Here is a 22,370-nt window from a genome sequence, read left to right as displayed (position 1 = left end):
CGATGACGAGTTCAGCGGCTGGTGACCTCCCGCGTCTGCGGGGTTGGTCAAGTCGCCGTTCACCGTCGGCGGTAACCATGACCACAGCAGCGTCTCGGCGCGGCCGCGGTGAGGCCTCCGCCGGTTCCACCGCACAGTTCGTCAGCACGTGCCGTTCCGGGCCACGGTCCTGGAGCCGCCGACAGCAAGATCCACGGTTGCGCGGGGGCGCCGTCGAGCGTCTCTCCCGCGATGCCCGGCCCTTCGCGACGGCCTTCCCGGGCTACGCGCTGCACGGTCGAATCGAACACCAACTCGCAATTGTGCCAAGGATGTTGCGATACTCTCGCGCTGACCGACCTCAGTCACACACGTCCCACATGTCACGCGAGAGACCGGGATTCCCATGTCCGACCCCCATCTCAGCCGGTCCAACGCGCTCGCCTACGCGGTGGCCGGCATGGAACCCCCGCCTCCGACTCCGCTCCGGAAGAACGACCCCGCACGGGTCGGGCCGTACGCGCTCGTGTCGGTGCTCGGCAGTGGCGGGATGGGGCGGGTCTATCTGGGCCGTGACACCGTCGGGGGGACCGGCCTGGCTGCAGTGAAGGTGGTCCGGCCCGAGTACGCGGAGGATCCCCAGTTCCGGAAGCGTTTCGAGCGCGAGGTCGGCGCGCTGGACCGGGTCCAGGGGGCGCACATCGTACGGCTGCTGAACAGCGGCTGCGACGAGGACCTGGTGTGGGTCGCCACCGAGTACGTTCCCGGGCCCACGCTCGCCGAACTCGTCGAGGACCGCGGGCCGATCGGGGCGGCGGCCGCGTGGCGGCTGCTGGCCGACCTGGGACGTGCGGTCGAGGCCATCTGGCGCGCGGGGATCGTCCACCGTGACCTCAAGCCGTCCAATGTGATCCTGGCGGCCGACGGTGCCCGCGTCATCGACTTCGGTGTCGTCCAGGCCACCGACGGCACCTCGATCACCGCCACGGGCCAGAACGTGGGGACCCCCGCCTACATGTCCCCCGAGCAGGTCAGGGGCAAAGAGGTGACCGCCGCCTCCGACGTCTTCGCGCTGGCCTCGGCCCTCGCCTACGCCGTCACGGGACAGGCGCCGTTCGGCGAGGGCACGGGGGTCGACGTCCTGCACCGGGTGGCCTTCGAGCCGCCGCGGGAAGAGGTCCTCGACAAGGTGACGGCGGTCGATGCGGAACTGGGCGTGTTCATCCGCACCTGTCTGGACAAGGATCCCGAAGGACGTCCGTCACCGGAGACGGTGTTCCGGACCGCGATCGGGCACCAGCTGCCCGCCCCGGCCGGGCGGCCACCCCGGTCCGCGCCGAGGAGAGCGAAGGGCACGCCCTTCCGTGACCAGCGGCCTGACGCCCCTGTCTCCCCGCCGCCCGCGGCCCCGCCCGTCGACTCCGTCGCGTCCGGTACTCCCTCGCAGGGGCGAAGAAAGCTGATGGTGGGCGCCGCCACCACCGCGGGTGTCGTGGTCGTCGCGGCCGTCTCCGTGGCGCTGTTGCGGCAGGGCGACGACCATGCCCCGGCGTCGGCGGGTTCCGGGCCCGAGACATCGGTGACCGTGACGTACACCCCCGCCTCGACGCCCAGCAGTTCGCACAACACGCCGGCGCCCACCCCGTCGAAGGCCGACCAGGCGGTGAAGCAGTCGCCGAGTACGGCGGTCACGGAGGACTCGGACACCCAGGGCTCGGGGACACCGGATCTCCGCGCGGCCACCTGCCCCACCGAGATCAGCTCGGGAGCCGTCGGCGACTGCGTCAAGTCCCTGCAACTGCTCCTCGCCGGTCACGGTCTGTACGTGACGGCCGACGGCAGGTTCGGCAGTGGGACCCTCGCCGCGGTCAGGGCCTTCCAGACCGAGGCGGGGATCGCCGTCGACGGAAAGGCCGGCGAGCGGACCAAGAAGCTTCTCTACGACCTGCCCCGTGGGCCGGTCCGGAGCGGTTCGCTCACCGTGACCGAGAGCGTCAACGCCGTCTCGGTCGCCCGATGTCTCGCCACCCGCGGCGTGAATGTCCAGGTGTGGGGCTGCAAGGGCACCGGCGATCAGAAGTGGGCGCTGTATCGGCTGGCCGGCCAGAGCGCGCAGTACCGCGTGGTCAATCAGGGCACCCATCTCTGCCTGGACGCCGACGCCGGCACGACCGGCCAGAACGGCCAGAAGGTCCAGGCGCGGAGTTGCGACGGGCTCGGCGCCCAGACGTGGCGCCTCGGCGGCGGCGGAACGCTGGTCAGCGTCCCGGACGGCTTCTGCCTGGACGCGGAGGCCTCCACCTCCGGACAGGACGGTCAGGAGGTCCAGGGCTTCGGTTGTGCGGGCAGCAGCAACCAGGTGTGGACCTGGTCCTGACCTACCGTCGGCCTCGGATCCCGAGCCGGGCCGGCAGTCGCTCGTGGTGGCCCGCCGAGCAGCCGAGGTGCAGTTGCGAGGACGTGGTCGAAGTCCTCGGTCGTCTCGTCGGCCGCGTCACTGGGCGGAGCCCGTACGCCGACGTTGATACGACGTTCCCCCGCCCGGGAATTCCGAATCCCGAAAAGCATCGGGAATTGACTGATTTCATCGGACGAGTAGCCGTGAGGTTTCTCAATGGCGGCCGACTGCTCCGGTGGCGGGCGGAGTTATCGCGTGAAAAAATGTGCGAGCGCGTCTGACGCGCAGCACGCCCTCTGGACGGGAAGGGCGGAGACGCACATGAGTCGGCCCTCCGTCCTTCGAAGGAGGAGAACATGGATCTGATGTTCGATCCGTCAGTCTATCCGCCCCTGGCTCTCGGATTCTTCGGTCTCGGTACCGGATACCTCGTCTACGGGCCGCATGAACTGTTCGGATATCCGCCACAGAGCGATGAGACGGACCGTGCTCTCGGTGTCTGGGGAATATGGCTGCCGGGCTTTTGTCAGTTCGTGGCAGGAATCATTCTCTTCGTCGGGCTCAGCTGGTTCGAGGTCTTCAGCAAGTCACCGCCGCTGTACATGGCCGCACTGGCCTTCTCGGCATACGGAATCCACTGGTTCGCGATGGGCTGGAACCGTTACCGCGGCAATGAGGCGCGCACCAATGCCGGTATGTGCGTCGCCTACATGGTGATCTCCGCGATGGGCGCCACCGTGTTCTTCAAGGTCGGAGACTGGCCGGTGGGCCTCCTCTTCGTGGGGCTTTTCGTGATCTACCTCTGTCACTTCCTCTCCGTCATCGGAGTCAAACTGGGCGGACGCGGACTGGGGTTGTTCCATATCCTGACCGGCGCCTGGCTCATGTATCTGACCTACGGCGTCGCTGTGAATTCTTCCCTGGGCTATCACTGGCGGGTGTGAGCGACGAAGCGGATCAGGCCGAGAGTCACGTCGCACGAAGCTGTGCCGCCTCCTGGCGGAGTGCCGCCACCGTGGCCGTCACCTCGGGTCGCCGATGTGGCCGGTGGGGACCGCCGCGGCCGCGAGTCCGGGCAGTACGGCGATACCGAGAACCGGCGGCGACAAGACCCGGGCGAGTCGGCCATTCGCGGGCGGCGTAGGCGATCCGTGGGCGGTCGAGGGTTGGCCAGGCGCCGAACACCAGCGGCTCACCGTCCGGTCCGCCCGTTGCCGCCCTGGGTCCGTCCACCGGAGCGGACGGGCCCGGGGCGGGGCGCTGGGTGCGTCACTTCACGCGGATCGTCACCGTGACGGTCTTGAGCACGGCCGGCAACTTGGTGGTGTCGACCTTCAGGATCTCGCCGTTGTCGGTCTGGCCCGTGGCCGGCAGCACCTTCTGGTGCACGGTCCATTTCCCGTCGGGGTCGACGGCGATGGTGTCGATGCCGAAGTCGTCGTCGTTGGACAGGTACAGCGTCTTGCCGGCGTCCGCGGTGGCGACGCCCTCGACCTTGTCGTGGGCGAAGAACTTCCCGCTGGGGTCGAGCTGGCTCACCAGCGTGCCGACGTTGAGGTACGGCTGCTTCTGCGCGACCTGGACGCCGGCACCGGTGAGCGCGGTGAGCGCGGCGTTGGTGCCGACCTTGCCGACGAACGCCTCGGGCGACTTGCCACCGATCGTCAGCCCGCTGACGTCGGTCGCGCCGTTGATGTCGACCTCGTAGAGGGACTTCTGGGCGAACGGCTCGAAGTTGCCGTCCCGCTCGTCGATGACGAACTTCGTGTCGGACAGCGCCGTGATCTCGCTGTTGGCGTCACCCGTGGTGGCCGGGTCGTCCAGCAGGTACAGGTACTGCTTGGTCTGGAACGTCCGCAGGTTGATCGTGACGATGCGGGTGGGCGAGAGGTTGGACGCCTTGGTGCTGCCGAGATCCGGCTGCTGCAGCGCGGCCTGCATGACGCCCACCAGGGTCGAGCCGTCCGGCGTGACCGTCAGGCCCTCCATGCCCTTGTTCTTCAGGCGGTTGGCCAGTTCGGCCGGCAGGTAGCCGAGGATCTTGTGGTACGCGTTGTCCTGGCTGTCCTTGTACGGGGTCAGCCGACCCAGCTCGTAGCCGTTCCGGTCGAAGTGCGTGACGTACGGACCGTACTCGTCCGAGACCCAGAACGTGCCGTCGGGCAGCGCCACCAGGCCCTCGGAGTCGTAGCCGTAGGGATCCCGCTCGACGGGCGTGGGGGTGCCGTTGGCGTTCGTCGCGTTGACGTCGTCGATCACCTCGCTCGTGTCGTGCGGCGGACGGCCGCTGTACGGCACGCCCCCGAGGCTCTTCGGCCCCTTCAGGGTGACCTTCTTGACCAGCTCGGCCTTGCCCTTGACGAGCTTGAACTCGCCGATCTGCGGCGTGAAGTCGGTGAGCATCTCGGCCTTGTTGCCGTCCGGGGCGTCGGCGTTGGGACCGCGGTCGGTGAGGCCGTAGAAGTAGCCCGACTTGCCCGGCACCGGGGCGAGCGAGGAGCCGAAGCCCTCACCGGAGATCTCGGTGGTGGTGCCGCCCGGCCCCGCGACCGTCGCGAGCGAGGGCAGCGGGGCGCCGTTCGGCTGAGTGTCCTTGAACAGCTGTACGGCGTCGGTCGCCGTGTACGTGAAAGTGTCGGTGCCCTGGAATCCGGAGCTCGGCGTGTACGTGAACGTGCCGTCCGCGTTGACCGTCGCCGTGCCGTGGGACGGGTCGGTGTGCCGCACGACCGCGGTCGCGCCGGAGTCGTTGCGCAGAACGTTCCCGGTCACCTTGTCGTGGCCGGAGAAGGAGTCGGCGGCCGCGTCGAAGTCGTGCGTCGGGGCCGACAGCCAGCCGTTGGCCTGGGCCACGACGGTGCCGGTGCCCGCCACGGCGACGGTGACAGCGATCGCTATGCCGATCCGGGTGCGCTTGCGCAAGCGAGGTCTTGAGGTCATACCCATGAACCTGTAGGTCAGTGATGAACTCTGAGTCGTTTTTCGGTGAACCATCAGTTCAAAACCGGCCTGTTTTCGCCCTTGGGGTTTCAGTGCGTCAGAGCGTCGCGGTCGTCTGCTCCCCCGACGCGCTGCCCGCGAGCCACTGGTCCCATCCGAGGTTGAAGTCGGCGTAGCCGTTGTCGGCCGGGGCCTTGGCACGGGGCGAGCCGGTGATGGTCACGGGGTCGCCCTGTTTGACCTGGCCGTAGAACCACTTGGCGTCCGACATGGACAGGTGGACGCAGCCGTGCGAGCCGCGGGCGCTGCCGCTGCCCGGGTTCGGGTCGCCGGTCGAGTAGTGCACGTACGTGCCGGACTGGGTCAGGTGGACGTCCCAGGGCAGGGTCAGGTCGTAGTAGTTGGGGCTGCCCTTGTCGCAGCTGATGCCGACGCTGCAGGAGGTCATGTGGACCTTCTCCTGCTTGTCGATGACGGCCATCGTGCCGTTCCACGTCGGATACTCGGCGCTGCCCGCGTTGATCGACAGGGTGCGTACCGTCTGGCCGTTCCGGGTCACCTTCATGGTGTGGTCGGTCACCGAGACGTCCGCGCGTACATCGTCGCCGATCTTGAAGGTGTGCGTGTAACCGTGCACGCCGTAGCGTCCGTTGCCGTTGCTGACGCCCGTCATGTCGGCGTCGATCTTCACCGTCGTACCGGAGGGCCAGTACGTCTTCGGCCGCCAGTCGGCGCGCCTGTCGCCCATCCAGTGCCAGGCGCCGGCCACCGGCTGTGAGGCACTCACCTTCATGTGCTTCTCCACCGTGGCCCGCGCCTTGGCCGCCACCGGGTTCGTGAAGATCACCGAGATCGGCATGGCCACACCGACCGTGGTTCCCGTCTGCGGGGTGATCGTGTCCAGCAGCATCGGCGGGCCCGCGGGCTTCGTCGGCGTGGGCGAGGCACTCGCACTCGCACTCGGCTTCCCCGACGCCTTTGCGTCGTCACCGCTCGCCTTGTCGCTGCCGCCCCCGCCGCAGGCACTCGCACCCACCACCATCACGCTCGTGACGAGTGCGATCCCTATGCCGCCCTTGCGCCGCCCCACGGTCTGCCCCGCTCTCTCGTTCTTCGGCCCTTACGGGCCCGACTCACTGTTCAGACAGCGATGGGGCGGCCCGCAGTTGCCCCTCTCGTGTAAAACATGTCTCAAGATTCGGTGCGCACCGCAGGAAGTGCGGGTCAGACGGCAGGTCACCAGCGCCCGTGCCGGGCACACCTCGGATTGGCGAGGACATCGCCGCGGCCCGGCTAGGCGCTGTGGACGACGATCGAGATGTACTGGGTGAGCTGGTGGGCCGAGGCAGGGGCCTGGGCCGGGCTCTGGCATTGCGCCCACAGCGTGGGTTTGTTGACGACGGGAGTGGTCGGGATCGTCACCGTGGCCTCGAAGGATCCGGTGGCGAGCGCGTTGGCCGAGGCCAGCTGGTACGACCCGGCGGCCGTGGCGGTTGCCTGCGGTTGTGCCTGCGCCTTCTGCTCCTCCATCGAGAGGCTCAGCTTCGCGCCGCGGTCCCAGCGGATTCCGAACGACACCGTCTTCCCCGGAGCGCAGCCGGAGCCGGTGAGCGTGATCGTGCCGCCGGGCACGGTCTCGGACGGCGAAGCGGCCAGAGACCTGGGGGGCTCGGTAACGCTGGGCCGGAGTGTGCCGGGTGCCGTCGGACCGGGCGAGCTGGTTCCGGAACGCCCGGAGCCGACCAGCGGGAGGATGGCCACCACCGTGGCGGTCACGGCCATGGCCGCGGCCGCCACCGTCGCGGCGTCGCGGAAGGCGCGGCGGCGCCGGGCACGGCGCCGGAGGTCCGCGACCGGCGGCTGCCGCGAGGCCCGGGTGCCCTCTTCGACGAGATCGCGAAGCCTGCGCTCAGGTTCGGCCATGGCGGGACAGGGCTCCTTCCGGATCGGCGGTGAGGTGGCGGGCCAGGTTCGCGCGGGCTCGGGCGAGCCTGCCACGCACGGTGCTCACCGGCAGGCCCAACTGCTCGGCGACCTGTTCGATCGGCAGGTCCAGCACATCGTGCAGCAACAGCACAGGGCGCTGGTTCATCGGCACCCGGCGCAGCATCTCGGCGACGTCCACCGTCTGCGGCGTGAGCTGGGGCTGTGGGCGCTGGGCACCCAGGCGCAGCAGAGCCGCGGCACGTCGGCGCAACCTCCGGATCTCACTGACCGCCAGGTTGATCGCCACCCGGCGTACCCACAGTTCCGGCTCGTCGTAGGCCTGGATCCGGGGCCAGCGGTCCAGGGCCCGGATGAACGCTTCCTGTACGACATCCTCGGCCTGCTCGAGGCTGCCGGTGACCGAGAACAACTGCCCGACCAGCCGCGCGTACGCCGACTGGTAGAAGTCCTCGAAGCCCGTCAGGTCGGCCTGCCGCCCTCGGTCACCGTCGCTTTTGCGTTCCACTCAGTCGGTGCCCACCGGGGCGGCCTCCGCGCGCTTCTGAGCGGGAGTCAGCGCCAGCCAGGCAAGCTGCGCGGCGGTGGCCCTGCCTTCCGCCTTCAACTGCCCGACCAACTTGTCGGCCCTGGCCACCTGGGCGGCGGTCGGACCGACGGTCGACACCTTGATCTCCTTCTGTATCTCCAGGAGCAGCCGGTTCTCCTCGGATATCTGGGGCTTGGTCCCGTCTCCGGAGGACGCCTTCGTCTTCGCGGTCTTCTGGGTGGTAGCCCGAGAATGCTCGGGGTTCCCCGCCACGGGCTTGTGGCCGAAGGACGCCTCGGGCTTCGCGGCGCCCGTCTGCGACTGCTCGACGGCCTGCGGCCTGGTTCCGTGGTCGGACGAGGCGAGCGCCGTCGTCGCCAACACGGCGCAGAGAGTCACGCCTACGACGCCGACTGCGGCAAATCCCCATATGCGGTGCTGCATAGTCGATCCTTCGTTCGTCCTGGAGGATTGGACCGACGGCCTGGACCACAGGGGCGAGCCCCACGGCCGTCTCACCACCCCCACGCCACAGGCATCCGCTCAGCGCACATCCCACGGACGTTCGTCATCGAATCGTGACGGAAGACGGGTGCCCCGGCCAGTGAGCCCAGAAGGTCGTACCTCGACCCATCGCAGCCACTCTTCGACTCATTTCGAATAACGTTATCGCGCGTGCCATCCCGGTGACCCCGGCGCCTCTCCGTATGCACCAACAGGCCCGGACGGCGCCGTCGTCCTGGACGTCAGGCGCGCACCTCCCCGGAACCGCGGACCTTCAAGGTGACGGGGACGATCACGGACTGCACCGGGCGGCCGGGCTCGGCGATGCGGGCGCGGAGCAGTTCGACGGCGGTCCGGCCGATCTCCGCGGTCTGCTGGGCGATGACGGTGAGGGCGGGTTGCAGGAGGTCGGCCAGCGGGACTTCGTCGAAGCCGACGAGGGCCAGGCGGGAGGCCGCCTTGGGGCCGAGCTGCCGTAGGACCGCCAGCGTGGTGTCCATGTTGCCGGTGACCAGGGCGGTCGCCGGGTCCGGGCCGTGCAGTGCGGTGTCCAGGGCGGCAGCCACGCGTTCCGGGGTGATCTCGCCGGGGTGCACCAGGCCTTCGACCGCCTCGCCGTGGGCGCGCAGGGCCGCACGGAAGGCCGCGGCGCGCTCCCGGCCGGAGAAGACGCGTTCGCTGTCGCCGATGTAGGCGATGCGGCGGTGGCCGTGCTGGTGGAGGTGGTGGAAGGCCATGCCGATGCCGGAGGCGTTGTCGGACATGACGCAGTCCACGGAGATCCCGCTCATCGGGCGGTCCATGGCCACCAGCGGCACGCCCGCGTCCAGTTCGGGCTGGAGGTAGGCGTGGTTCTCGCCGAACGGTTCGACGATGATGCCGTCGAGGCGCTGCCGGCACATGGAGATCAGGACGTCGCGCTCCCTGGTCTCGTCGAAGTCCGTGGAGGCGGCGAAGAGGGTCAGGCCCGCGTCCCGGGCCGTCCGTTCGATGGCGGCGAGTTCGGGGTTGACCTCGGCGATCCGGCGGACGGCGGCGCCGATCGTTCCGGTGACGCCGGTACGCAGTTGGCGGGCGCGGTCGTCGGGGCGGTAGTTCAGCGCGGTGATCGCGGCCTGGACCTTGACGACGTACTCCGGCCCCACCGTGGGGTCGTCGTTGACCACCCGTGAGACGGTGCGCAGGGCCACCCCGGCCTCGCGCGCGACGTCGACCATCGTCGGGCGCTTGGGCCGTCCCCCGCTGTCACGCCGTGCTCGCGTCATCCGGCAACTCCTCCTCGAAACATCGGACCGATATCAGACCGACCCTTGACACATTCCCGCAACGCGCTCCTATCCTCGGGATAACGTTATCTCGAAGGATGACGCGGCGTCGACCCTGTCCCGTCCGCCACCGTCCATCGGGCCGCATCGTCCCTTCAGGAGACTTCCATGAGGCGCAAACGTCCGACCGTTGTCTGCCTTGCCGCGGCGCTCGCCCTCACCGGATGCTCTGCCGCGTCGACCGGGAGCGGGAAGGGTGGCAGCACCCTGACCTACCTCACCTTCGAGACCCCCAGCCTGACCGCGACGTTCTGGGACACCTCGATCGCGGGTGCCGAGAAGAAGGTCCCGGGCGTCACGGTGAAGAAGATCGTCGCACCGAGCACGGACCGGGACGCGTACGCCAAGCAGTTGCAGGCTTCCGGGCAGTTCCCGGATCTGCTCCAGTCGATCACCCCGTCGACATTCGCGACGGCCGGGCTGCTCAAGCCGTACGACCAGAAGTGGGTGAACGCCAACTTCCTGCTGCCCGAGGGCAACGCCTACCAGGGCAAGGTCTACATCCCGCCGACCAACTCGCAGATCATCCCCGAGGTCTTCTACAACAAGAAGCTGTTCGCCAAGGCCCACATCACCGCACCCCCGAAGACATGGCCCGAGTTCATGGCCGTGTGCGCCAAGCTCAAGGCCGCCGGTGTCACCCCGGTCGAGCTGGGCGGCGGCGATCCGTTCTCGGCGTCGATGCCGCTGGTCGGCATCCTCTCCGCCGACGTGCTGGGCAAGAACCCGAACTGGCTGAAGGAGCGCTACGCCGGCAAGGTCAAGTTCGCCGACGCCAACGTGAAGGCGGCGGTGGGCAAGTACCGGACGATGGTCAAGAACGGCTACTTCGAGGACGGCGCCCTGGGCGTGAAGTACGCCGACTCCATCGCGAACTTCACGTCCGGCAAGGCCGCGATGTACATGATGGGCAGCTGGTTCCTCGGCGCGGTGCCCAAGGACCACGCCGACGACTTCGGTGCCTTCCTCACCCCGACCGAGGACGGGTCGCTCGTGGTGCCGTTCTCGGTGGGCGGCTCCATGGCGATCAGCGCCAAGACGCCGGACCCGGCCAAGGCGACCGCGTTCGCCGAGGCCTGGTCGCTGGACCCGGCCAACTACAAGGCGCTGATCGAGGGCGACGGCGCGTTCCCGATGCTCAAGGGCAAGACCCTGGACGACTACGGCGTCAACGTCACCAAGGTCTTCAAGGACTCGTACTCCTACGTCACCCAGCAGAACACGAAGGTCTCGGCCTTCGGCTGGGCGACCAACGACGACTCCATGCCCTCGGGGCTCAACAACGCCTTCTACGCGGCCAGCCAGGCGCTGTTCTCGTCCGACGACATCGACGGGCAGCTGGCCAAGCTGGACGCCGCCTGGGACTCGGCGACCAAGTAAGCCACCTTCACCGGCCCGGGCCCGGCCGCATCGGCTCCGGCGCCGCAGATCTCCCCCGAGGGAAGAGCCATGACCACCCGAGTCCGCCCACGCCGTGGCGACCCCGCCCTGAGCGCGATCGCGCTCGTCGCACTCGGTCTGTACGCCCTGTTCATCGTCGTCCCCGTGATCATGAGCGCCTGGAAGAGCCTCACCAACGAGAACCCACTGCTGGCGCGCGCCGACTTCGTCGGCCTCTCCAACTACCAGGAGATGGCGCACGACAGCGCCCTGGCCGACAGCCTCGGCTTCACCCTGCTGCTGGCCGGCGCGGTGACGGTCGTCGCCAACGCCGTCGGCATCGGGTTCGCGATGCTGCTCAACAGGACGTCGCTGAGCTTCCGGATGATGCGTACCGTCGCGTTTTTGCCGCAGGTGCTGTCCGGCGTCATCGTCGGTTACGTCTGGCGCTACATCCTGGCCCGGGACGGCATCCTCGACAACGTCCTGATCTCGCTGGGGATCATCGACAAGCCGATCACCTGGCTGGGCAGCCCGCACTTGGCCGTCCTGTCCGTGGGGATCGTCGCGGCCTGGGTGCTGACGGGCTTCACCACCGTCGTCCACCTCGCCGCGCTCCAGTCGATCCCCGTGGAGCTGTACCAGGCCGCGATGGTCGACGGAGCCGGCCGCTGGCAGCGGTTCCGCCGGATCACGTTCCCGATGCTGGCCCCGGGCACCACCATCAGCGTCACCATCTCGCTGATCACGATGCTGAAGCTCTACGACATCATCGCGGTGCTCACCTCCGGCGGCCCGGCCAACTCCACGCAGTCCACCGCCCTTTACATCATCCAGCTCGCCTTCACGGACGACCGGTACGGCTATGCCTCGGCCGTCGCGATGCTCCTGCTCGTCGTCTCGATCGTGATCGCACTGTCCGTGACCGCACTGCTGCGCCGCCGGGAGGTGGACCTGTGAGCACGTCGACTTCGCAACGGCCCATGGCCCGGAGACGAACCGCAGCACCTCCGGCCGTACCCGCGCCGCGCGGGAGCCGCCGTCCCTGGACCGCGCGGGGACACCTCGTGGCGGCCGCGCTGCTCACGCTGGCCTTCGTCAGCCCCGTGTATCTCACGATCGTCAACGCCTTCAAGACGCAGGACCAGATCGTCCGCGACCCGGCGGCTCCCCCCGCTCCGCCGACCACGCACAACCTGACGGACGCCCTCGCCCGGCCCGACCGGATCGTCCAGATCGGACTGACCAACTCCGCGGTCACCGTGGTCGTCTCGGTGCTGCTGATCATCCCGCTGGGCGCGGCCCTCAGCTTCTGGCTGTCGCGCCGCTCGGCCCGGCTGCGCAGGATCGTCCTGGCGGGCTTCGCCGCCGGCCTGATGATCCCGCCCGCGGTGATCCTGCTGCCCACGATCCGCATCCTGACCTTCCTGCACCTCAACCACACCTATCCGGGGCTGGTCCTGGCCAACGTCGGCGGCGGCTATCTGTCGTTCGCGGTGTTCGTCTACTCCGGCTTCCTGCGGTCGGTCCCCGGCGAGATCATCGAGGCCGCGACCGTGGACGGCGCCGGGAGCCTGCGGGTCTGGTGGACGATCGTCATGCCGCTGCTGCGCCCGGCCACCGCGACCGTCACGATCTTCCTTTCGCTGTGGATCTGGAACGACTTCATGAATCCGCAGTTCATCCTCGGCCCGCTGCACGGCCAGACGATCACCACGGGGCTCTATCTGTCGGTCGGTCAGTTCTCCACCGACTACGCCCAGTTGTTCGGCGTGATGCTCCTGGCCGCGGTCGTTCCCGTCGCCGGATACCTCGCGCTGCAGAAGCAGTTCATCGCCGGACTGACCTCGGGAGCGACCAAGTGACGACGAAGACCGACGCGCAGGCCGTGGGCATCGGCAGGACGGGCGTCCCGGACCTGGACGACGTCGCCGGGCACTGGGTCGACGCCGACGAGATCGCGCACCTGCCCTCCCTGCGCAACCAACAGGGCCAGGCCCACGTCAACCACGACCTGACCTCCCTGTCCTGGCTGGCCGCCCCGCCCTTCACCTTCGGCTACCACACCGGCGAGCTGCGGGTGGACGGCCAAGTCCCGGCCGCACAGCGGTTCTTGTGGAAGCCGTGGGGCGTGCTGCGCGAACACCGCCGCGAGGACGGGCTGTTGCTGACCACCGACACCCGGATGGCGCTGTCCCGGGATCTGCTCCTGTGGCGGATCGAGATCACCAACGGGAGCCGTGAGGCCAGGACAGTCGAGCTGGCCCAGGACCTCTTCGCGATGGTCGCCCACTCCGAGGTCGGGTACGGGTGGCTGTACGACGGTCCCTGGAACCACGGCATGCACCACGACTTCATGGCGCTGGAGCGGGTCCGGGCCACCACGGGCGGAGGCGAGCCGCACTACCTGCTCTCCCCCGCACCACGACGCCTCCGCCTGGGCAAGCCCCGCATCCCGGGGATCCAACGGGACGAGGACCACGGCCCGATGCTCCTGGACGACGCGCTCCCGGCACACGTCAGCCACGACAAGGAGCCGGAGCCACGGGCCGGCGTGGCCGGGGCCGTGCGCGGGCTTCGGGTCGCGGGGGCCGACGGCGCGGTGATCCTGCGGGCCGCCGACGAGCCGATCGCGCTGACACCCGACGGCGAGACGGGTCTGGACACCTTCGCCCTCTCCCCCGGCCTGACGATCGACTTCGAACTACGGCTCGATACGGCGGGACAGTCCGGGACGGTTCTCACCCACGGAAACCACCCCGACTCACTCCAGATCGGTGTCGACAACGGCCGACTGCGGCTCGGCATCACCGGCGAACGGGAGTCCACCGACGCCGAACTCCCCGTCGGGGACTGGCATCACGTCCGGGTGGACGTCGAAGCCGACCGCGTCGTACTGAGTCTCGCGGGCTCGGAGATCGCCCGTACCCGGCACTGGACCGAGTCGCGCCGCTGGGAGTCCCGCATCGAGGACGGCACGGTCGCCTTCGCGGACTCCCGCTCGCCGGCGCACGCCGTCTACGCCTTCGCCGGGCCGCCCGGCGAGCTGCGGGCCGAGGGCGCCGGCGGCCGGGCGAGGTGGAACTGCCGGATCGAACCCGGCGGGAGCGTGTCCATCGGGATCGCCTGCGCGTACGGGACCGACGCCGACGCCGTCTCGGCCCAGGCCCGCACCGCCGCCGAGGACTTCGAGGCGACGACACGTGCCGGGGAGGAGGGTTGGCGGCGGCTGTGGGGCAGCATGTTCACGCCGGGCAACCCCGACTTCTCCGGGCATCTGCCGACCTTCACCACCGAGGACACCGGACTCGCGCGCACCTACTACATGGGCGCCCTGCAAGCGCTGTACCTGCGCAACACCCGCGTCCGGCCCGGCGAGCCGGTGTTCCTCACCGGCGGCCCCCGGCTCGGGCCGACCACCACCTACTTCTGGGACCACTGCGAGTGGAGCCGCCTGTACGCCCTGCTGGAGCCGGCCGGACTGCGCTCCTGGCTGCTGCGGGTCCTGGCCGGTCCCTACCGTGACTCCTTCGGTGTCGAGAACCTCGGCGGCGGGCCCCTGGGCAACGCCTACAGCTCCACCGACTACGCCCTGTTCCGGCTCATCGAGCATTACGTCTGCGTCAGCGGTGACTTCGCCTTTCTCGACGAGACGACCGGCGGGACGACGGTCCTCGGGCATCTGGAGCGGCTCGGCCTGGGGTGGCGCGAGCGGCGGAGCCCGGCCACCGGGGGCGTGCTCGCCGACTTCGGAGACGATCCCTGGCAGTTGCTGGAGTGCGTGCCCACCTACACCGGAGTCGTCGCCTCCTTCAACGGCGCCTACGTCGCCTCGACGCGCTCGCTGGCCGGACTGTACCGACGGCTCGGCCGCACGGAGGAGGCCGACCGGACCGAAGCCGAAGCCGGTCAACTGGACGCCGCTCTACGGGACTTGTACGCAGGCTCCGGCCGCTGGCGAATACTCCGCCCGGACGGGACCGACACCATCGGGCACTGTCTGGACTTCGGTCTGGTCGCGGCGGCCCTGCACCGCGAACTCCCGGACGGAGTACGGCAGGAGATGGCCGATTTCGTCACCGACCGCCTACTGGTGGGCAGTTGGATGCGGGCACTCAGTCCCGACGATCCCATCGCCGCCGCCTCCGACCGTCCCGACCACGGCGCGGCCGGCGCCTTCGCCGCCTGGCCCGGTGTCACCGCCCATGGCCTGGCCCGCCTCGGCTACCGCGACCGGGCGACCGCTCTCCTGCGCGACCTGTCCTGCGCCGCGTCGGGCGGGCTGTGGGGCCAGGCCATGGAGATCGTCACCGGTCCGGACGGGCTACACCGGGCCCGGGTGGCCGAGCGCGGCACCGCCACCCGCGACAACATCGCGGGCGCGGCCGGAGCCGAGGCGGTGCTCTCGGCCCTGTTCGACTTCAACCCGACGTTCGCGACCGGCGGGACCACCGGAGTACCGGCCACCTTGTCCGTCGAGGGCGTCGGAACGCTCACGCAGCTCGGCCCCGTCGCTTGAGCGACCCGAGCCCCACACACAACAAGACCCACAGAAAGGCTGCCATCGTCATGCCGGGAGTTCGTGGCTACGAAGCCGACCCCTGCCACAGCATCACAGGAGAGGTCGGCGTCGGATACCGGGACGCGGTCGCCTGGCTCGCTTCCGGGCTGGTCCTGGCCGTCGACGGCCCGGTGGCCGTCGACTGGGAAACGGTCACCGGCGGTATCCGCGACGCGCTGGCCGCCCGCGACATCACGGCGAAGCAGATCGACATGCGCGAGCACTTCGCCCCCTGGCAGGACATCCTCGCCCTCACCGCGTCCGCGGAGCTGGCGGACGACCCGGACTTCGCCCCGCTGTCCCGGGCCGGGCTCGCCGACTTCCTCACCGGGCTGCCGGACCCCGAGGCCGCCGCCGGCACCGACTCCGTCACCGTCGTCTTCGGACCGGGGGCGGCCCTGGTGCCGTACGACAGGCTCTGGTACGCGGACCTCCCCAAGCGGTACGCCGAGGCCGGGATCACCGGCGGGACGGGCCGCAACCTGGGGCAGCCGGCCGGGACCGGAGCGGGCACCACACGCCGGCTGTTCTACATCGACTGGCCCGTCCTGGACCGGCACCGCGACACCCTCGTCAGCGGCGTCGACCTGTGGCTGGACACCCAGATCCCACAGGACCCGGCCTGGCTGGAGGGCCCCGCCCTCCGCGAGACTCTCGCCGACCTGGCCGGGCGGCCCTTCCGTACCCGCCCGACCTTCAACACCACGTCCTGGGGCGGGCATTGGGCCCAGGAGCAGCTCGGCTTCAACCGCGAGGCGGCCAACACCGCGCTGGGCTACGAGCTCATCGCACCGGAGAGCGGAATCCTCGTGGGCACGCCCGACGGCCCCCGTGTCGAGGTCCCTCTGCAGGCACTCGTCTCGGTGCATCCCGAGGAGATCCTCGGAGAAGGCGTGCACGCGACGTTCGGCACCTCGTTCCCGATCCGCTTCGACTACCTCGACACCGTCGGCGGCGGCAACCTGTCCGTCCACTGCCACCCGCAGTCGGACTACATGCGGCGGGTCTTCGGGTGGCCGTACACCCAGCACGAGACCTACTACATGATGCTCGGCGGTCCAGGCCGTCAGGTCTTCCTGGGTCTTCGCCAGGACGCCGACCTCGCGGCCTTCCGGCGCGAGGCGGACCGGGCGTTCCACGACGGCGTGCCGTTCGACATCGAACGCCACGTCCAGACCTTCCCCGCCGAGCCGCACCAGCTCTTCCTCATCCCCGGTGGCACCCCGCACGGCAGCGGGGAGGGCAATGTCGTACTCGAGATCAGCGCGACGCCGTACCTGTACAGCCTTCGCTTCTACGACTGGCTGCGCACCGACCGTGCGGGGAAGCAGCGGCCGGTCCACGTGGGCCACGCCTTCGAGAACCTCGACCCCGCCCGGTCGGGGGAAGCCGTGGCGCGGGACCTGGTCCAGAAGCCACGCACCCTGCGTTCGGGCGACGGCTGGCGCGAGGACGTCATCGGCCGGCTCCCGGAGATGTTCTTCGAGGTCCGGCGCCTCGAACTGGCGCCGGACGCCGTCGCGGACGACGACACGGACCACCGCTTCCATGTCATCAACGTCGTGGCGGGCGACGGAATCCTCCTGGAGACAAACAGCGGGCACGGCTTCGAACTGGCCTACGCCGAGACCCTGACCGTCCCCGCCTCGGTCGGCGCCTACCGCGTGCGGGCCCTCGGCGCGGCACCGGTGCGCTATGTGAAGGCGCTGGTGCGATGAGACCCGGCGACGGGAGCGTCGTCTCGGTGCTGGAGGTCGGCGGTACGCACGTGACCGCGGCGCCTGTGGACATCGCGACGCGTCGTCTCCTGTCCGGCCGCTCGTTCCGTGAGCCGTTGGACGGTGACGGCAGTGCCGAGGAGATAGTGTCCGCGCTCGTCCGCTGCGCGGCCCACCTGTCCGGCCGGAGCGGGGGCCCGTGGGCTGTGGCGCTGCCCGGTCCCTTCGACTACGAGCGCGGGATCGGGCGGTACGAAGGGGTCGGCAAGTTCGACGCCCTGCGCGGGTTCGATCTCCGGGTCGCCCTGACGGCGTCGCTGCCCGGCGCCACCACCGTCAGCTTCTGGAACGACGCGGACGCGTTCGTCCTCGGTGAGTGGTGGGCAGGTGCGGCGCGCGGGCACCGCTCGGTCGCCGGGATCACCCTCGGCACCGGTGTGGGCTCCTGCTTCCTGCGCGACGGCCGCATCCTGCGGGAGGGGCCCGGGGTCCCGCCCGAAGGCCGTGTCCACACCTTGCGGTACGCGGGCAAACCGGTCGAGGAGACGGTGTCCAGACGTGCCCTGCGGCGGGCCTACGCACGGGCCACCGGCGCGTCGCCGCCCGATGTCCGGGAGATCGCCCGGCGGGCACGACAGGGAGATCGAGCAGCGGCCGGCGTCTTCGCCGCGGCCTTCACCGCCCTGGGACGCGTGCTGGGGCCGCCGCTCGCGGCCTTCGAACCGACGGTTCTCGTGGTCGGGGGTGCGATCGCGGGGGCCTGGGATCTCGTGGCCGAACCTCTGCGAGCGGGGCTCACCGAGGCCGACCCGGCCCGCGACCGACGCATCGTCATCACCCCGGCGCACCAACCCGCTCAGACCCCGCTGCTCGGCGCGGCCTATCTGGCCACGGCGTGCGGCGACCCACGCGGCCGTACCGCGCCGCTCTGAAACGCCCGCTCTCACACGCCCGCTCAGGAAGAGCGGGACCCCGGATGAAAGATGAGCAGAAAGGTCACACCGCAGTGGCATCCTCACTTCGTCACCGGCGACGCATCAGCACCCTGCTGGCCTCGGCCCTGGTGGCCGTCGGCCTGACAACCCTCCAGGGCGGCACTCCCGCAGCCGGCGCCGCACAGACCGTCGGCGATCACACCACGGCCCAAGCTCTGCGCACCGTGGCGCAGTTCAAGGGCGAGTGGGACTCCCCGCCCACCACCCTGTCGAACGGCGAGACCGTCGACGCCCCGCTGATGGGCAACGGCGACGTCGGCGTAGCGGTCGGCGGCTCCATCGACGACCAGACCTTCTACCTCGGCAAGAACGACTTCTTCTCCACCGCCACCAACGGCATCGAGCCGCTGGGCCGTATCGTGCTCGCCGTCCCGGGGCTGGCAGGCGCCGACCATCACGTCGTACAGAACATCGCCCAGGCGCGGGTCGAGGGCACCTACACGCTCGGCAACCAGAGTCTCTCGTCCAGGAGTTGGGTATCGGCCACCCAGAACCTCTTCGTCACCACCCTGCGGTTGTCCGGTTCGCACGCGCAGGACGCGACCGTCACCGTGCAGGACGGGCTCGGGAAGACACCGGCAACGTCCGGCAAGAACGGCGTACTTGACGCCGATGTGCAGGCCGGCACCACCGACGCGCCGGGCAACCCCCATGCCCGGATAGCGACAAGCGTGCGCGGCACGACCGCGAGACCGTCGGGCAACCGCATCAGCCTCACTCTCAAGCCTGGCGTGACGTACACCCTCGCGACGGCGATCCAGAGCAGCCACGACACCCCCCGCTACGAGTCCGTCGCCCACGCGGCGGCAGCCGATCTCACCGACGGCTCGCTGGCGAAGCTGTACGCGGCCCACGAGTCCTGGTGGCGGGAGTACTGGTCCCGGTCGTTCGTGCAGATCCCCGACCAGGCCGTGGAGAAGAGCTGGTACGGCTCCCTCTACCTGCTCGGCTCGGTCTCGCGCGCCGGGAAGTACGCCCCGGGCCTGTGGGGCAACTGGATCACCGGGGCCATGAACTGGTACGGCGACTACCACGCCAACTACAACTACGAGGCGGCGTTCTACCCGGCGCTGTCGACCAACCACGTGGCCCAGATGGGCTCCTACGACGACCCGATCCTGGACTGGATGCCGAGAGGCAAGGCGAAGGCCGCGGCGGCCGGCTACAAGGGCGTCCTCTACCCCGTGGGCATCTCGCCCAACGGCACCAGCGCCGCCGACGACCTGTACAACCAGAAGTCCGACGCCGTGAACTTCGCCAGCGACATGGTCATGAAGTACGAGTACACCCGCAGCGCCTCCTACGCCCGCAAGGTCCTCCCCTACCTCCAGCAGGTCGGCCTCTTCTGGCAGGACTACCTGACCTGGGACGCGGCCACGGGTACGTACAACATCGAGAACGACGCACCGCAGGAAGGCGGCGTCTACCCGCAGACCAACAGCATCCTGTCCCTCGGCCTGGTGCACCTGCTGTTCCAGGGCCTGATCGACATGAGCAAGGACCTGCACATCAACGCCTCGCTCATCCCCACCTGGCAGCACATCGACAGCCACCTCGCGCCGCTGCCCACGATGACGAGAAACGGCCAGACCGTCTTCCGCCAGACCTCCGAAGGCTCCGGCTGGGTCACCGACGGCAACGACGTCGCCATCCAGGCCGTCTACCCGGGCCTCCAGGTCGGGTTGAACAACTCCGCCGATCTGCTCCAGACCGCACGGAACACTGTCGCGCAGCTCAACAACTGGCACAGCGACAACTCTCCCGCCACCCTCTACGCGGCAGCGGCGATGGTCGGCTACAACCCGAGCACGCTGATGGAGGAGTTGCACGCCGAGGCCACGACCCACTCGTACCCGAACATGGCGGTGCACCACTACGGCGGCGGCGTCGAGAACCTCAACGTCACCACCTCGGGGCTCGACGAGATGCTGCTCCAGTCCTTCCAGAAGGACATCAAGGTCTTCCCGAACTGGCCCGCCGGCTCGAACGCCAAGTTCGGCGGCCTGCTCGCCTATGGCAACTTCCTGGTCTCCAGCAGCATCCGCGACAACGCCGTCGAATACGTCCGGGCAACCAGCCAGTCCGGCGGCACCCTCACCTTCACCAACCCCTGGCCCGGCAAGCCCACGGAGTACTACGCGGACGGCGTCCACCGGGGAACCCTCTCCGGCACCACGATCAAGCTGCCCACCAAGGCCGGTGAGACCATCGACCTCGCCCCGGCCGGCACCAGCGAGGCCACCATCCGGCACGAGCTGTCCCAGCCGGCCAAGGCCGCGACGACCTCTTCGCTCACCACGGGCTTCGAGGCCGGACAGGCCCAGCCGACCTGGACCGACACCGTCGACAACGTCGACACCAACGGCGACGGCAACTACGGCATCACCGGTCTGTGCTGCGGTCTCACGGGTCCCCAGGCGGACGTGCGCACGGGCGAACGGGCCCACACGGGCGACGCTTCGCTGATGTACTCGGGCTACGCCAACGGCGGGTCGTACGACCACGCGTACATGCAGGTCTACGGCTTCAACGGCGCGCCGCTCACCGTCCGCGGCGACACGACCCTCAGTTACTGGATCTTCCCGCAGTCCGACGCCACCACTCCGTGGGTGCCCGCCGGATCCGGCAACAGCAGCGCCTGCGTCGCCGTCGACCTGATCTTCACCGACGGCAGTGATCTACGGGACTCGGGCGCCACCGACCAGTCCGGCACCGGCGTCCATCCGGTCGACCAGTGCGACCGTCTCGCGCTCGACACGTGGAACCACGTCACCGTGAACCTCGGCGAGGTCAAGGCGGGGCAGAAGGTCAGCAAGATCCTCGTCGGTTACGACCGGCCGGGCGCGACAGGTGGCTATCGCGGCTACATCGACGACTTGAGCATCGGCTGACACCGGGAATCCGGTCGGTCGGCGGTCTTGGGGAGGGCCACGGTGCCCGCTGGACCTCTCCAAGACCGTCACCGGGGAGCTGGGCAAGGGAGGCGCCATTCGCCTCCTTGGCAGGCGGTTGTTCGAGTTGTCCGGGTTCCGGGGGCCTGTGGGCTGGTCAGTGGCCGGTGGGGGTGTCTCCGCGGAACGCTCCGGTCACTACGGGGACCAGTTGCCGTTCGAGCTGCTCGGCGGGCAGGGCGGCCAGTTCGGTGCCGATGGGTGCCAGGGCGAGCCAGTTCAGCAGGCCGGCCGCGCAGCGCGTGCGGAAGATCAGTTCCTGTTCGTCGACTCCGGGAAGGTTCGGTGTCAGTACGCGGAGGACCTCCCGGCGGCTCTGGTCGAACTTGCCGTTCAGCCGCTCCCATCCCTGGGGCGGTTCGATGCCGACCCGGGCCACGGTCCGCATCACGGCCAGGTCCTGTCCGCCGGCCGCCAGTGCGCGCATCATCGGCCGGGCGAACGCTGCCGCCACCTCCTGGAGTGTCGCGGTGGAGCCGAGCGCACCGATCTCCAGGAGCTGCGCGTCCAGATACCGTTCCAGCGCGTGCTCGATCGTCGCCTCGCACAGCGCCTTCAGCGACCCGTAGTGGTAGCTCACCGCGGCGACGTTGGCTCCGGCGCGATCGGTGATCTCGCGGAGCGTCACACCCTCCTGGCCCCGTTGCGCGAGCAACTCCAGGGCAGCCGTCTGCAGACCGTCCCGCGTGCGCTGCCCGGCCTCCCGGCGCAGGTCCGCCTTTTCCACCCTCGTCATGCCATGTACTCAAGCAGATGCTTGAGTACATTGTCAACAGTCACCTCGCGAGTCGAGCCCGAATCCGAGCAAATCCGGTCCCAGCGCGAGCGCGGCGCCAGGCACGGCATCGACACGCAGGCTCGCGAGAAGGGGGACGAACGACTGGACGACAAGCCCCCGTCGACCGACTCCGACCCACACCTGACCGCCAAGGAGATCACGGTCGACCACAGGGCGCACCTGGAAGCCGGGCATGGATTTCGCGATCCGACAACAGCACCGCATCGCGACCGCGACATCCGGTCGCCGCTCCGGATCACTGACACAGAACCGGTCCTGACCAGCCACAATGCAGCCGCCCGCATGCCTCTGCGGCCGCACGGCCAATGAATTCAAACAGCGACTTGACAGCCTGCGTCGCCACTCAT

General features: G+C 69.4%; 17 protein-coding genes. 10 read left to right on the top strand and 7 right to left on the bottom strand.

Translation table 11 applies throughout. The features are described 5' to 3' along the window. The first annotated feature begins 385 nt into the window (after positions 1-385). On the top strand, positions 386-2,356 hold the full coding sequence (locus tag ACFWXC_RS12200; protein WP_384477105.1) for a protein kinase: 1,971 nt from the start codon (positions 386-388) through the stop codon (positions 2,354-2,356). A gap of 377 nt (positions 2,357-2,733) precedes the next feature. After that, positions 2,734-3,321 (top strand): hypothetical protein, encoded by a 588-nt coding sequence (locus ACFWXC_RS12195; protein WP_384477102.1) that lies wholly within the window; start codon positions 2,734-2,736, stop codon positions 3,319-3,321. Between the two features lie 325 nt (positions 3,322-3,646). Here the strand turns inward: ACFWXC_RS12195 and ACFWXC_RS12190 are convergent, their stop codons facing one another. From ACFWXC_RS12190 to ACFWXC_RS12165, 6 genes are all read right to left on the bottom strand, one after another. After that, positions 3,647-5,317 carry an esterase-like activity of phytase family protein gene (locus tag ACFWXC_RS12190; protein WP_384477099.1) on the bottom strand — a complete coding sequence of 557 codons (1,671 nt, stop codon included), beginning with the start codon at positions 5,315-5,317 and terminating at the stop codon, positions 3,647-3,649. Between the two features lie 97 nt (positions 5,318-5,414). Next, the gene (locus tag ACFWXC_RS12185; RefSeq protein WP_384477307.1) at positions 5,415-6,359 is read right to left on the bottom strand and encodes an Ig-like domain-containing protein; all 945 of its coding nucleotides are present in this window, start codon (positions 6,357-6,359) and stop codon (positions 5,415-5,417) included. Between the two features lie 251 nt (positions 6,360-6,610). Continuing rightward, positions 6,611-7,240 (bottom strand): hypothetical protein, encoded by a 630-nt coding sequence (locus tag ACFWXC_RS12180; protein WP_384477096.1) that lies wholly within the window; start codon positions 7,238-7,240, stop codon positions 6,611-6,613. Beyond that, complete coding sequence (locus ACFWXC_RS12175) at positions 7,227-7,769, bottom strand: RNA polymerase sigma factor (protein ID WP_384477093.1); 543 nt, start codon at positions 7,767-7,769, stop codon at positions 7,227-7,229. The genes ACFWXC_RS12180 and ACFWXC_RS12175 overlap by 14 nt, the downstream gene beginning before the upstream one ends. Next, positions 7,770-8,174 (bottom strand): hypothetical protein, encoded by a 405-nt coding sequence (locus tag ACFWXC_RS12170; protein ID WP_384477090.1) that lies wholly within the window; start codon positions 8,172-8,174, stop codon positions 7,770-7,772. Positions 8,175-8,536: 362 nt separating this feature from the next. Then, positions 8,537-9,559, bottom strand: a complete 1,023-nt coding sequence (locus ACFWXC_RS12165; protein ID WP_384477087.1) for a LacI family DNA-binding transcriptional regulator — start codon at positions 9,557-9,559, stop codon at positions 8,537-8,539. Between the two features lie 168 nt (positions 9,560-9,727). Between ACFWXC_RS12165 and ACFWXC_RS12160 the strand changes: the two genes are divergently transcribed. From ACFWXC_RS12160 to ACFWXC_RS12130, 7 genes are all read left to right on the top strand, one after another. Next, positions 9,728-10,999: an ABC transporter substrate-binding protein gene (locus tag ACFWXC_RS12160; protein WP_384477084.1), complete on the top strand. Its 1,272-nt coding sequence runs from the start codon at positions 9,728-9,730 to the stop codon at positions 10,997-10,999. Positions 11,000-11,068: 69 nt separating this feature from the next. Further along, a complete protein-coding gene (locus ACFWXC_RS12155; protein ID WP_384477081.1) occupies positions 11,069-11,959 on the top strand; it encodes a carbohydrate ABC transporter permease in 891 nt (296 codons plus the stop codon). A 107-nt stretch (positions 11,960-12,066) separates the two neighbouring features. After that, positions 12,067-12,864 (top strand): carbohydrate ABC transporter permease, encoded by a 798-nt coding sequence (locus tag ACFWXC_RS12150; RefSeq protein ID WP_384477078.1) that lies wholly within the window; start codon positions 12,067-12,069, stop codon positions 12,862-12,864. Then, the gene (locus ACFWXC_RS12145) at positions 12,861-15,518 is read left to right on the top strand and encodes a hypothetical protein (protein WP_384477075.1); all 2,658 of its coding nucleotides are present in this window, start codon (positions 12,861-12,863) and stop codon (positions 15,516-15,518) included. The genes ACFWXC_RS12150 and ACFWXC_RS12145 overlap by 4 nt, the downstream gene beginning before the upstream one ends. Before the next feature lie 50 nt (positions 15,519-15,568). Further along, positions 15,569-17,278 (top strand): class I mannose-6-phosphate isomerase, encoded by a 1,710-nt coding sequence (locus ACFWXC_RS12140; protein ID WP_384477073.1) that lies wholly within the window; start codon positions 15,569-15,571, stop codon positions 17,276-17,278. Further along, positions 17,275-18,210: an ROK family protein gene (locus ACFWXC_RS12135; protein WP_384477070.1), complete on the top strand. Its 936-nt coding sequence runs from the start codon at positions 17,275-17,277 to the stop codon at positions 18,208-18,210. Before ACFWXC_RS12140 ends, ACFWXC_RS12135 begins: the two co-directional genes overlap by 4 nt. 74 nt (positions 18,211-18,284) lie before the next feature. Continuing rightward, on the top strand, positions 18,285-21,164 hold the full coding sequence (locus tag ACFWXC_RS12130; protein ID WP_384477067.1) for a hypothetical protein: 2,880 nt from the start codon (positions 18,285-18,287) through the stop codon (positions 21,162-21,164). A 157-nt stretch (positions 21,165-21,321) separates the two neighbouring features. Here the strand turns inward: ACFWXC_RS12130 and ACFWXC_RS12125 are convergent, their stop codons facing one another. Next, a complete protein-coding gene (locus ACFWXC_RS12125) occupies positions 21,322-21,960 on the bottom strand; it encodes a TetR/AcrR family transcriptional regulator (protein ID WP_384477064.1) in 639 nt (212 codons plus the stop codon). Positions 21,961-21,990: 30 nt separating this feature from the next. On the opposite strand from ACFWXC_RS12125, the gene ACFWXC_RS12120 reads away from it, so the two are divergent. After that, a complete protein-coding gene (locus ACFWXC_RS12120) occupies positions 21,991-22,332 on the top strand; it encodes a hypothetical protein (RefSeq protein ID WP_384477061.1) in 342 nt (113 codons plus the stop codon). Positions 22,333-22,370 lie beyond the last annotated feature (38 nt).

This window comes from Streptomyces sp. NPDC058683, assembly GCF_042716195.1.
Taxonomy (GTDB): Bacteria; Actinomycetota; Actinomycetes; order Streptomycetales; family Streptomycetaceae; genus Streptomyces.
This window is presented reverse-complemented; position numbering and strand designations above follow the sequence as displayed.